The sequence below is a fragment of the Virgibacillus siamensis genome (genome assembly GCF_039522605.1).
In the GTDB taxonomy this organism is placed as follows: Bacteria; Bacillota; Bacilli; order Bacillales; family Amphibacillaceae; genus Lentibacillus; species Lentibacillus siamensis.
Window position 1 is genome coordinate 151640 of the sequence record NZ_BAAADS010000001.1, and the last position, 13042, is coordinate 164681.

The 13042-nt window shown below is 42.8% G+C and carries 12 protein-coding genes and 1 tRNA gene; 8 read left to right on the forward strand and 5 right to left on the reverse strand.

Annotation, left to right across the window (positions count from 1 at the left end; all coding sequences use genetic code 11):
• Positions 1 to 77 precede the first annotated feature (77 nt).
• The 5 genes from gap to ABD010_RS00815 all read right to left on the reverse strand — a co-directional run bounded on the left by gap (position 78) and on the right by ABD010_RS00815 (position 4135).
• On the reverse strand, positions 78 to 1082 hold the full coding sequence (gap, locus tag ABD010_RS00795; RefSeq protein ID WP_343809367.1) for a type I glyceraldehyde-3-phosphate dehydrogenase: 1005 nt from the start codon (positions 1080 to 1082) through the stop codon (positions 78 to 80).
• Positions 1083 to 1186: 104 nt separating this feature from the next.
• Complete coding sequence (locus ABD010_RS00800; protein WP_343809369.1) at positions 1187 to 2206, reverse strand: sugar-binding transcriptional regulator; 1020 nt, start codon at positions 2204 to 2206, stop codon at positions 1187 to 1189.
• 125 nt (positions 2207 to 2331) lie between these two features.
• Positions 2332 to 2574, reverse strand: coding sequence for a glutaredoxin family protein (locus ABD010_RS00805; RefSeq protein WP_343809371.1), 243 nt, complete (start codon positions 2572 to 2574; stop codon positions 2332 to 2334).
• Between the two features lie 4 nt (positions 2575 to 2578).
• Entirely contained in the window at positions 2579 to 3853 is a 1275-nt protein-coding gene (rpoN, locus tag ABD010_RS00810) for an RNA polymerase factor sigma-54 (RefSeq protein ID WP_343809373.1), read from the reverse strand.
• A 208-nt stretch (positions 3854 to 4061) separates the two neighbouring features.
• Positions 4062 to 4135 (reverse strand) — tRNA-Arg (locus ABD010_RS00815).
• Between the two features lie 205 nt (positions 4136 to 4340).
• Here ABD010_RS00815 and ABD010_RS00820 point away from each other — a divergent pair.
• From ABD010_RS00820 to ABD010_RS00855, 8 genes are all read left to right on the forward strand, one after another.
• Positions 4341 to 5339, forward strand: coding sequence for an ABC transporter ATP-binding protein (locus tag ABD010_RS00820; RefSeq protein WP_343809375.1), 999 nt, complete (start codon positions 4341 to 4343; stop codon positions 5337 to 5339).
• Complete coding sequence (locus ABD010_RS00825; protein WP_343809377.1) at positions 5336 to 6340, forward strand: ABC transporter ATP-binding protein; 1005 nt, start codon at positions 5336 to 5338, stop codon at positions 6338 to 6340. The genes ABD010_RS00820 and ABD010_RS00825 overlap by 4 nt, the downstream gene beginning before the upstream one ends.
• A gap of 18 nt (positions 6341 to 6358) precedes the next feature.
• Positions 6359 to 7993: an ABC transporter substrate-binding protein gene (locus ABD010_RS00830; protein WP_343809379.1), complete on the forward strand. Its 1635-nt coding sequence runs from the start codon at positions 6359 to 6361 to the stop codon at positions 7991 to 7993.
• 87 nt (positions 7994 to 8080) lie between these two features.
• The gene (locus ABD010_RS00835; protein WP_343809381.1) at positions 8081 to 9085 is read left to right on the forward strand and encodes an ABC transporter permease; all 1005 of its coding nucleotides are present in this window, start codon (positions 8081 to 8083) and stop codon (positions 9083 to 9085) included.
• 26 nt (positions 9086 to 9111) lie between these two features.
• The gene (nikC, locus tag ABD010_RS00840) at positions 9112 to 10026 is read left to right on the forward strand and encodes a nickel transporter permease (protein ID WP_343809383.1); all 915 of its coding nucleotides are present in this window, start codon (positions 9112 to 9114) and stop codon (positions 10024 to 10026) included.
• Between the two features lie 316 nt (positions 10027 to 10342).
• A complete protein-coding gene (locus tag ABD010_RS00845) occupies positions 10343 to 10933 on the forward strand; it encodes a DUF6305 family protein (protein ID WP_343809385.1) in 591 nt (196 codons plus the stop codon).
• A complete protein-coding gene (locus tag ABD010_RS00850) occupies positions 10917 to 12341 on the forward strand; it encodes a sensor histidine kinase (RefSeq protein ID WP_343809387.1) in 1425 nt (474 codons plus the stop codon). The genes ABD010_RS00845 and ABD010_RS00850 overlap by 17 nt, the downstream gene beginning before the upstream one ends.
• Complete coding sequence (locus tag ABD010_RS00855) at positions 12316 to 12927, forward strand: response regulator (RefSeq protein ID WP_343809389.1); 612 nt, start codon at positions 12316 to 12318, stop codon at positions 12925 to 12927. Before ABD010_RS00850 ends, ABD010_RS00855 begins: the two co-directional genes overlap by 26 nt.
• The last annotated feature ends 115 nt before the right edge of the window (positions 12928 to 13042 follow it).

Genomic DNA, 13042 nt, shown 5'->3' on the forward strand with positions numbered 1-13042 from the left:
TAATTATATGTGCGATTTTACCTATTTAAACCACAAAAGGAGGAGGAATCTCCCCCTCCTTTAGCTTCTTCCAATTTTTATCCTTGTTTATGCATATATACTGCCATGTCCACACAACGGGAAGAATAGCCCATTTCATTATCATACCATGAAACCACTTTGACCATGTTATCTTCCATTGTCATGGTGGAAATGCTGTCAAAGATGGATGAATGCGTGTTGCCGACAATATCAGAAGAAACAAGCGGTGCTTCGGTATATTCCAGAATTCCTTTCAGCTCATCTTCTGCTGCTTCTTGGAATGCTTGATTAACTTGTTCTTCGGTAACGCTTTGATCAAGTTCTGCAACCAGATCGATAATGGAACCGTCCGGAGTTGGAACACGAATTGCCATTCCGTTCAGTTTCCCTTCCAGTTCAGGCAGTACTTTTCCAACTACTTTTGCTGCACCGGTTGTTGTTGGAATAATGTTTTGTGCAGCTGCACGTGCTCTGCGATAGTCTTTATGCGGCAGGTCAAGAATCTGCTGGTCATTTGTATAAGAGTGTACAGTTGTCATTAAGCCGCGCTTTAGACCGAATTTATCATGCAGTACTTTGGCAAGCGGGGCAATGCCGTTTGTAGTACACGACGCATTGGAAACGATATGGTGTTTAGCCGGATCATAGTCCTGTTCGTTTACACCCATTACCATTGTTAAGTCTTCCTGTTTTGCTGGTGCTGAAATAATTACCTTGTTGGCACCGGCATCCAGGTGTTTCTTAGCATCGTCACGCTGCGTGAAACGTCCGGTTGATTCAATGACAATTTCCACTCCGAGGTCGCCCCAGCCAAGATTTGCCGGATCACGTTCACTCAATACTTTAATTTCATTGCCGCCGACAACGATGTTTGACCCGTTTACGCTAACCTCTTCATCCAAAATTCCGTGAACTGAATCATATTTCAACAGATGGGCAAGCATCTCCGCATCGGTCAGGTCATTTACTGCAACCACTTCTACTTCATCATTTTTAAGTGCCTGGCGAAAAACATTACGTCCAATCCGTCCAAATCCGTTGATACCTATTTTTACAGCCATTTATAATTCCTCCTAAAGTTTATTGTTAAACAAATTTATATGAAAACTTGGCATGTCGCCAAGGTTTTACAACAGCCTTAACTGGACTCGGGACTGAAAGAATATTAGCTATTCAAAATCTCCTCTGCAGCTGCCTCATCAGTAATCAGTAAATTACTGTTTCCTTTTTTAAAATAAGACGCGATTGCATTGGCTTTCGATGTCCCGCCTGCAATGGTGATAACTTGCTCGGCATCGGTAAGATCGTCAAGCTGAATGCCGATTGTCCTCACTTTATGGACGACATTTCCCTGTTTATTGAAATAATAACCGAACGCCTCACTCACAGCCTCCGCTTCTTCCAGTTTTCCAAAAACCTCTTGTGGCGTCTTTCTCCGTTCAGCCATTGTCAAAGCATCACCAATTCCATGCATCACGATGCCGGCGCTTTTAATCAGCTGCAATGTCCCCTTAATGGAAGGTTCTTCTATCATGGTCTGATACGATGTTTCACTTAAAGGGTCGGGCACATACAACAGCCTGTACGAGCCATTTGCCTGCCTAGCCATTCTCGCGGCAATCGTATTGGCCTGATTTTCTTCTTTTTCGCCAATCCCTCCTCTTGCCGGTACAAACTGACAATCTTTTGCATAATCAAATGGGGTCATCATCTCGGCTGCTGCGGCCATTGTTGTTCCACCGGTGACCGCAATCGTTATACCCGGCCGCGTTTTCTCCTTCAGGCGGGAAATACAGGCTTTTCCCATCTCCTGCTTCACCCATTCCTGCTCATCACTGTTTCCGGGGACGATGATTACCTCATTCAGTTGTAATTTTTCCCTGAGCTGTTTTTCTAAAACACTCAGCCCCATTGCCTCATGCATAAATGCCGACAACTGATCAATTACTAATTTTCCCGCTTTTGTTATTTGCATTCCTTTTGCGGTCACATTAATCAAACCCTGGTCTTGAAGAAAATCCACTTCGCCGCGCACAAAACGTTCGGTATATGCTGTGTTATCAGCAAGACTCCGCCGGCCAATCGGCTGAAGCAGTTCAATCTGCTGCAGGATTATATAGCGCCGCTGCATAATTTCCAGCAAATCAGGATATAATTTTTTCTGTACTTCGATTAAGTCCAACATCCAAAAAAACTCCTTTTCCGGACGTTTTTGTCCCGCTTATATAAAATGTGTCCCACAGCAATTAAAAAAATATGGATGAACAATTTCTTCAATTATTATTGTACCACACGCAGTGCATTATTCAATTATTTTGTTTCTTTCAAAGCTTTCTCAAGTGAATCATAACTGATCTGTTCACAATCAAGCATGATACCATTTATTTTAACTACCGGTATCGCCAGCTGATATTTCTCCAGCCACACGTCATTTGTATAGATATCCCTTTCTTCCATGTCAAACGAATACTCGTTATGCAATAAATCCAGCAAAGCTTTGGCATTATCGCATAACGGGCAGTTTTCTTTTGTATAAAATACCAGTTTTCGCATACCTTTACTCCTTTCGTTTGGTGGAGGAAGGGATCCCCAATTGCTCACGATATTTCATAATCGTTCTGCGGGCAACAGTAATACCAAATTCCTCCTGAAGCCGATCTTTTAATTTCTGATCGGAAAGCGGCTTATGTTTATTTTCATGCTCCATCAATTCCAGGATTAATCGTTTTATGACAAAAGATGACGTCTGATTTCCATCCTGTTGTCTGATTCCGGATTGTAAAAAGAATTTCAGCGGCAGGACGCCGTGCTTTGTCTGTACATATTTATTGGTGATGGCACGGCTTACCGTTGAAATATGCAAATCTAATTCGATTGCTATTTCTTTTAAAGTCAACGGCTGCATCATAAATGCACCATGTTCGAAATAAAATTGCTGTTTTTCAACAATCTTGCTGATAACCCTTTCCAACGTGTCTGAACGATAGGAAATTGCTTTTTTCAGCCAGTTCACCTGGTTGAATTTTTCCTTCAGAAACGCTGCTGTTTCCTTTTCATCCGTTTTCAAATCAACATACTCCTGGTTCACTTTAATAACCGGAGAATTCCATTTAAAAAAAGAAATGTTCCAGGTGCCACCTTCCTCATAAATCGACGCTTCCGGTATGATATAATCCGCACGGTTATCCGATAACAGCTGCCCCGGCTTGGGATGGCATGATTTTATCTGTTCCATTGCCTGAGCAGCCTCTTCTTCTGTTATATGAAAAGTGCTGCAAATTTCCGCGACGTCCTCGCCGGCGACCAAATCCATATGCCCGTCAAGCAATTGATACGCGACACTGGTCGAGTCACCCAGCTGCAGCAGAATGCATTCCTTCAGACTCCGTGCACCTATCCCTGCTGGCTCAAGCGCCTGGATATATGTCAAAGCCTTGTTAATATCGTCTATTATCAGACCACATTGTTCAGCCCATAATGATAAATCAATATCCAGATATCCATCCTCATCCAATGAATCAATGCCAAATAACACCGCTGCTTTCAAATTTTCTGGAATTTCCAGTGTATACAATTGACTTTTTAATTGTTCATACATCGTCAGTGTTTTGGAATTCATTTCCCCAATAGAGGTCTGAGATGCATTGGAAGTTTGATAGTTATATATTTCATAGTCATAATTTACTTCTTCAATCAGGGGGTTTTCTTTGGAGAGCTGGCTGATATATTCAATCATTTCCAGCCCGGTATACTGAAGCAGATTTATCGACTGTAAAAGGGACTGATTCATTTTCATCTTTAATGACTGCTCCAAATTCAGCTTTTGCTTCATTCTTATCCCCCTCCTCTTTCTATTTTGCCATATAATACGGAAAAACTCATCCCGTACAGAAGGATTCATTTTCGTCCATTGACATGGACCGAGCATTCGGTACGTTGCTGGCAGCCGGAATCTGGGTACAGTTCATCAAATAAGGGAAGGTACAGAACTAAAAAGACCCGGTCATCTGCAGAAGATGACCGGGTCTTTTTAGCTATAGCGCGCCCAGAGGGATTCGAACCCCCGACTCCTGGTACCGGAAACCAGTGCTCTATCCAGCTGAGCTATGGGCGCAAATAAAATCACATAATGGATATTATAACGCCACTTTTTCAGATAAACAAGCCTTTTTATCAAAATAACTTCCGCAAAATATTATTTTCCAATTTTATTATTTTTGAGAAAAAAGAGAAAAACCCCAAAAAATAATTTAACGTTGTATACTGTTAATTAATTCTAAACAGTCAAACAATTGTAAATTCAGCAAAGGAGGATGCAAATGGACAAGGATGAACCGCTCCTTGAGGTTAAAAATCTGCATACCCATTTCTTCACCAAGTCCGGTGTGGTTAAAGCAGTCGATGGCGTCAATTTCACCGTCAATCCGGGCGAAACGCTTGGAATTGTCGGGGAATCCGGTTCCGGAAAAAGCATCACGGCACTGTCCATTCTCGGGCTCATCCCTTCCCCGCCCGGAAAAATCGTGGATGGTGAAATAAATTTTAAGGGGGAGAACCTGTTTAACAAATCGGCCAAACAGATGCGTAAAATCCGTGGAAAAGAAATTGCCATGGTATTTCAGGATCCAATGACATCATTAAATCCTGTCTTTACGGTTGAGAAACAGATGGTCGAAACGATTACGGCACATGAAGCACTGAACAAACGCCAGGCAAGAGAACGTGCTTTGGAACTATTGGACCTTGTCGGCATTCCGGACCCTAAAAAGCGGTTGCGAAACTACCCACACGAGTTCAGTGGCGGCATGCGACAGCGGGTAATGATAGCGATGGCTCTGTCATGCAACCCCTCCCTGTTAATTGCGGACGAACCGACAACAGCACTAGATGTGACCATTCAGGCACAGATTCTTGATTTGTTTAAACGCATGCAAAAAGAACTCAATATGGCAGTTGTCATGATTACCCATGACCTTGGTGTTGTTGCCGAGGTATGTGACCGTGTCATGGTTATGTATTCCGGCAAGCCCGCTGAATACGCAGAAACCACACACTTATTTGATCATGGAAAACATCCGTACACATTGGGGCTGATGAATTCAATACCGAGAATAACCGCGGAAAAACAAAAACTTGAAGCAATTGACGGAAACCCGCCTGATTTGCGGGCACTTCCCAAAGGCTGCAGCTTTGCCCCAAGGTGCAAGCATGCCATGGAAAATTGTCTGACAATTGATCCTGATTTGCGTGAAGTTGAAAATGACCATTATGTTCGCTGTTTGCTTTACGAGGACTCCAAAAAGGCGGTATCAACATGAGTACATTACTGGAAATCAAAAACATAAAAAAACATTTTCCATTAAAAAAGAAAAACCCCCTATCAGCGAGTCACCCCGTGTTAAAGGCTGTGGATGGTGTATCCTTTTCCATCCAATCCGGGGAAACACTTGGTCTTGTCGGAGAGAGCGGATGCGGTAAATCAACCGCCGGACGGGTAATGCTGAAGCTGCTGGAACCGACAGACGGCGAAATTTACTATAAAGGGGAAAATATAACCTCTCTTCGCGGTGAAAAACTGCGTAAACTGCGACGGGACATGCAGATTATTTTTCAGGATCCATATGCATCACTGAATCCGCGTAAAACAATCGAGCAAACAATAACAGAACCAATGAAAATCTTTCAGGTTCCCAGGAATGAACAGCAGAAAAAGCTGGACCGTTTATTGGATGTAGTCGGTCTGAGTTCCTATCACAGACAGCGCTATCCGCATGAATTCAGTGGCGGTCAACGCCAGCGGATTGGAATTGCCAGATCACTTGCGCTTGAACCGGAACTGGTCATTTGTGATGAGCCTGTATCCGCACTGGATGTTTCCATACAGGCACAGGTCATCAATCTGATGGAAGAGCTACAGGACGAATTTAGTCTGACTTACATCTTTATCGCGCATGACTTAAGCGTTGTTCACCATATCAGTGACCGTGTTGCTGTCATGTACCTAGGTGAACTTGCCGAAATCGGCGAAGTGGATGAAGTTTATCAAAATCCGAAGCATCCCTATACACAGGCATTACTATCGGCAGTCCCGGAGGCAAATCCGCATCGGGAAAAAAAGCAAATAATCCTGTCAGGTGACTTACCTTCACCTGCAAATCCGCCCCAGGGCTGTAAATTTCATACACGCTGTCCATTTGCCGAGGAAATTTGCCGGGCACAGAAACCGGAATTGAAAAAGGTTTCTAAAAATGGGCAAATGGCCGCCTGTCATTTCGCTAAGGAGGTGATGGAAGAAAACACCGGCCAAACAACTACTTAATTAAGGAGGATTTTTATTTTGAAAAATCGTAAGTTACTGTTTCTGTTATCTTTGCTATTCACGGTAATGTTTGTTCTGGCTGCATGTACACAGGACGCCGGCACTGGTTCTGGCAGCAGTTCCTCCGGTGACAGCGGTTCATCCGCCGATGAATCAAACGGTGAAAAAACGCTAGTCTTTGGCCGTGGAGCGGATTCCATCCAATTGGATCCATCAAAAGTTACCGATGGTGAGTCCATCTACGTTACCAATCAGATTTATGATCCGCTTGTAAGATACAAAGTGGAAGGCACTGAAGTTCAACCCGCTCTGGCAACTGAGTGGGAGGTCAGCAAAGATGGACTTGTCTGGACATTCCAGCTTCGCGAAGGTGTCAAATTCCATGATGGAACTGATTTCACGGCAGAAGATGTCGTTTTCAACTTTGAACGTTGGGCATCATCAGGAGAATTTATTTACTATGGCTATATGTTTGGCGCAACAAAAGATGACCTTGGTGGAATTATTGAAAAAGTGGAAGCAACCGATAAATATGAAGTAAAAATCACACTCTCGGAACCTAATGCACCGTTTCTGCAGACGTTAGCAATGCCGCCATTTGGTATTGCAAGTCCTGACGCCATTAAAAAATATGGTGAAGACTACTTTAAAAACCCGGTTGGAACAGGTCCGTTTGTATTCAAGGAATGGATTCCGGATGACACGATTACCTTAACGAAAAACGAAGACTATTTTGGTAAGAAAGCCAACGTTGACAAAGTAATTTTCCGGACAATCCCGGATAATGGGGCACGATTCCTTGAACTGCAGGCCGGGTCAATTGATTTGATGACAGGACTGAACCCGCAGGATATTGAAACAGCGGAAAATGATGAAAATCTGAAAATCATTCGCAGACCATCCATGAATATTAGTTACATGGCAATGAATACAAGCAAAGAAGGCCCAATGTCCAGTAAGAAAGTACGTCAGGCCATTAATTGGGCAATTGACAAGAAAGAACTGATGACATTGTTTGAAGGCATCGGCAAACCGGCGAAAAATCCGATCCCCCCTTCACTTTGGGGTTACAATGATGAAATAGAAGACTATGGCTATGATGTTGAAAAAGCAAAAGCTCTGCTCGCCGAAGCAGGATATGCGGATGGTTTTGATACGAAATTATATATCATGGCCAACCCAAGACCATATTTACCACAGCCAAAGCTGACTGCACAGGCAATTCAGCAGATGCTGAAAAAAGTGAACATTAACGTCGAAGTGATCGAAAATGATTGGGATACTCATCTGGCCCTGACCGAGAAGGGCAAACATGACATGGCGTTTTTGGGCTGGACCGGTGATAATGGGGATCCTGACAACTTCCTGTACGTATTGCTTGATAAAGACAATGCAAAAAAAGGATCTGCCGGAAATATCGCCTTCTATAAAGATGATAAAGTTCATGACTTGCTGAAATCAGCCCAAACTGAAATGAACCAGGAAAAACGGATTGAGTACTATATGAAGGCGCAGGAAATCATTCATGAAGACGCACCATGGTTCCCGATTGCCCATACGACACCACCGCTGGCAGCAAGTAAGGATGTTGTAAATTATACACCGCATCCTACCGGAAGTGAGCCATTTAACCTGCTGGATATTAAGAAGTAAAAATGGGAAGCATGCCGGGGACTGACGTGAACCAGCAGTCCCCGGAAATCGCTTTAATTACGTACATATAAGACGGGAGGTATACTGATGCTTCAATACATTGTGAAACGAATACTCATGCTTATTCCCGTGCTGATTGGTGTTTCCATCCTCACCTTTTCCCTGATCCATCTGATTCCTGGCGATCCCGCTAAAAGTATGCTTGGCAATAAAGCTACCGAAGCACAGTTGGAAGCGCTCAGAGCGGAATTAGGACTTAATGACCCTTACGTTGTACAATATGGCCGGTTTTTAGGTGATATTTTACAGGGAGATCTTGGTCAGTCCGTGCAGTCAAAAGAAGATATAGCAGTTCAATTAATGCATAAATTGCCGGCGACAATTGAGCTGACTATCTTTGCAATGATACTGGCGGTGGTTGTGGGTGTAACAGCCGGGGTAATCGCAGCGGTCAAGCAATATTCCTGGTTTGACAACCTGAGTATGACGGGGGCCCTATTCGGTGTTTCGATGCCCATCTTCTGGCTCGGACTGATGATGATTTTGTTTTTCTCCGTGCAGCTCCAGCTTATGCCGCCATCTGGCAGATTATCATCTGGTATCGAATTGAACACCATTACAAACTTCTTTTTGCTCGATAGTATTCTAACCTGGAACTGGATTGCCTTCAAAGACGCCTTCTTCCATCTGCTGATGCCTGGCATCGCACTCGGTACCATTCCGATGGCAATCATTGCACGGATGACCCGATCAAGCATGCTCGAGGTTATGAAACAGGATTATATACGAACAGCAGATGCAAAAGGACTGAAAAAACATTTAATCATTTTTCAGCATGCCTTAAAAAATGCCTTCCTTCCAGTTCTGACCGTCATCGGTCTGCAATTTGGCCTGTTACTTGGTGGTGCCGTATTGACCGAGACCATCTTTTCATGGCCGGGTGTTGGGCGCTATGTTTATCTGGCCGTTTTGGGCCGCGATTTCACGGTCGTTCAGAGCACCATCTTAGTTATCGCAACGATTTTCGTACTAGTAAATCTCGTTACAGACCTTCTATATAAATATTTTGATCCGAGAATCAGCTATGATTAATACTTTTTTGAAAGGATGTGCATTCGATGGCACTGCAGCCAAATCCTGCCCGGGAAACCGATGCAGCATTTACTGATGAACTCGCGCAACAAAAGAAAAGCAGTTTATGGAAAGACGTTTTTTTCCGGCTCATTAAAAGTAAAACATCCCTAGTCGGGCTGTGCATCATCCTTCTTTTAATTGTGACTGCAATTTTTGCACCTTTAATCGCGACGCACAGCCCAACATCCTATGAATCGATTACCAATCGCTATCAGCCGCCATCAGTCGAACACTTTCTTGGGACTGATGCGCTCGGCCGGGATATTTTCAGCAGAATCGTATATGGTACACGTATCTCCATCCAGATTGGTGTGTTTACCGTAGCTATTTCGATGATAATTGGTGTGCTTCTTGGTGGAATTGCCGGTTATTTCGGAAAATGGATTGATCAGATTATCATGCGTATTGTTGATATACTGATGGCGTTTCCAAGTATTCTTTTGGCCATTGCCCTTGTAGCTGTTCTGGGACCAAGCCTCCAAAACGCGATGATTGCTGTCGGTATTGTCGGAATCCCGCAATTTGCCAGGATTGTCCGGTCAGCGGTTTTGTCGGTAAAAGAGACTGAGTATATTGAGGCTGCCAAAGCGATTGGTGCAAAAAATGGCCGGGTACTGATGCAGCATGTACTGCCTAATTGCCTGGCGCCGATCATTGTCCAGGCTACCTTGAGCGTGGGGACCGCAATACTTGATGCAGCCGGATTAAGTTTCCTCGGACTCGGAGCGCAGCCGCCTACTCCTGAATGGGGGGCGATGCTCAGTGACGGACGTGCTGCATTGCAGAACGCTCCATGGGTCGTTGCCTTCCCGGGAATAGCGATTTTTCTCGTCGTACTCGGATTTAACCTGTTTGGTGATGGGTTACGTGATGCTTTAGACCCACGATTAAAGGAATAATTACAATTTTAAAAAAGTGTAGTAAGATAAGGTAAATGACTGTATTTGCCTTATCTTTTCTTATAACATCCGTATAAATTATAAGAAGAACATTCGGCATTAGAAAAACTCGGCATTCGTCTCGTCTTATAGCGATTGCCGAAGTTTTTCTTATAAGGTCAACCATAATTTATACTTTCTGACGTTATTAGAATACTTGGTTATCACCAAGCCTTTAGCTGACAGCCATAGTTTGCACTTATGCAGTAACAATGGATTTTTCACTAAAGAAACGATTGCCGAATTCTTCTTATGCCTGATCAGGGAGCGATTTGCATTGAAACGGTACTTTCCCATAATAGTTTGTCTTTCCATTGTATTGTTGTTATGCTTTTTTTCCCTTAAGGAAACACAATCCGAGCATTTTAATACCTATCCAAACCTGCCAGCTCCGATTGGCATGGAAAAAATACTGATTACATCCAGTGGACAAGCACCGGAAGGAAGCATCCTTCCGAAAATAGCTGAAAGACTGAATCTTGAAGCAGACTATCGACCAAGAGCATTGGGATCAGACTTATACGATTACAACAGTGTGATCATCATGCTTGGATACAGTGCAAACGGGTTAACACAAACGAACCGATCATTTAAAGAGGAAATGAACCGGACAAGGAAACTGCTGAAAGAAGCTGAGAACACCAGTCTTCCCGTTATTCTGATCAACATCTCCGGATTCTACCGTGATGATAACCGCTCAATGAAGTTATTTAAAGTCGCTCTGCCATACGCAGACTATTTCATCGGGTTAAAAAATACAAAAAATAAGGCAAAACAGATTCAGCAGCTCAGAAACCACCAAGTTCCTGTCACACTCGTAAATGATTTAGAAGATTTAACAGTACCGTTCAATGCCATATTCCGCTAGAAAGGCTGATTATCCAATGATCCGGAAAAACCAAAATTTATTAATTGCCTGTACCGGGGCATTAATGATTTTTTACGGACTGATTCTCCCCTCATTTCTGCACGACTGGTCGGTATTAATCGCCAGTAATATCCAAGTCAGTATTATGGAACATGACAGCGGATTACTCCTGATCACTTCCTTTATTTATATTGCTAAATATATGCTGACTTTTTTTCTTATCTATTTCGGTTCCATGCTTATTTTACAGCCCCTGCATACGAAATTAAGAACCGTAATATGGTCCTTTGTCTATATCGGTACTGTTTTGCTTGCACTAACAATCTATAACCAGATTTACTTGGAGTACTTTACATACTTGGGGTATTTCCTGACGATTGGAATCATGATTTTTCTGCTTCAATATATACCCAAACGCAAATACTTTTATTTTATTTTTTCCATTATATTATTTCTCGTGCTTCTTGCTATACAGTGGATGCAGCTCATTCCGGCCCTGACAGGATTTGGGATTGGTGCAAACGATTTGGCGGCGAGCATTAAAATTGCCGACAGCTATCTTACAGGCAATAACTTGTTCAATACCCTGGCAACCGTATTTTTTAGCGTTTTTTTAACGATTGCGATTATCGTTACATTGCTGATTCACCTTTTTAATAAACAGATTGATACATTACGGAAATTTCAGGTTCAGGGTGAGGTACTGCAAGAAACACGTTCCGCACTTGTTGATTCAAAGGTTCATGAGGAAGTGAATATGCTTGTTCATGACCTGAAAACACCGCTTGTTACGGTTGAAGGTTTAATTTCCCTTATTCAAATGAAAATGCAGGCAAAAAATAACCATTCACTGAAAAGTTACGTTAACCGGATTGATAGCTCCATTTCAAAGATGAAAGATATGATCTCTGAAATTTTGCATGATCAAATGAAACAGCAAATTTCTGTCAAAGAACTGCTCGAATATGTCACAAGCCACCTTAATATGGATGAACAGCCGATTGAATTAATCATTGATCTGGATGAAAATTTACCCTGTATCATGGTAAATAAAATCCGGTTTTCCAGGGCGGTTTCCAATATACTTGAAAATGCCATCAATTCTTTCGACGGAAAAGCAGGATATATCCACATCACTGTCAAAAGTATAGATACGAGGATTTTAATAAGAATTCAGGATAATGGTCCTGGCATCGATTCCGCTCATTTGAAGGAAATCTGGAAAGAAGGCTTCAGTACCAGGAATTCATCCGGATTGGGGCTTTCGTTTGTGAAACGGGTCGTAGAAAACCATCAAGGCACAATTGACATGAAAAGCATTCCTGGGAACCATACGCAACTCAATATCAGATTACCTATCAGTAAAGCAGGTGAAAATACCGATGAGCACTACCATATTAATAGTTGATGATAATGAAGACATCCGCTTCACACTTACGGAAATTTGCAGATCGGCTGATTGGGACGTCATCGGGGGAAGTACAGGAAAAGAGGGAGCGGAATTATTCGGGAAGATCAAGCCTGACCTGGTTCTGCTTGACTATCATATGCCGGATTGGGATGGATTAAAAGCAACCAAAGAGCTTCGCAAAAATGATGAAAACGCACCAATCATCATTTTGACAGTTGATGAACGACAGGAAATTGCCGACACATTTTTGCAGGCTGGTGCCACTGACTTTGCACTCAAACCAATCAAAGCCCCTGACCTTATCTCCCGGATCCGCATTAATTTAAAGATTGCCAAGCTGACAGCCGATAAGGAAAGTGTTTTTGTAGAAAAAGGAATACGCCGGGCCACCCTGAACTCCATTAAAAATCATCTCGTACATCAGGACTCCCCATCATCGATAAACGAGATTCAGCGGGCATTGCCAATCGCCTATCAGACTGTTCACCGTTATTTATACTATCTGGAAAACCAGGGAGAAGTTGAAATCATTTCACAGTATGGCAAACAAGGACGTCCAACAAACACGTATAAACTTGTATAACAGCAGGTTTATATTATCGCGGAACGGGAATGATGGAGAATGTAATTTTTGATCGGGAATTGTTAAACGTTTTTGTTTGACCTTTTTTGACCTATTCGGTATGATGAAACTATCC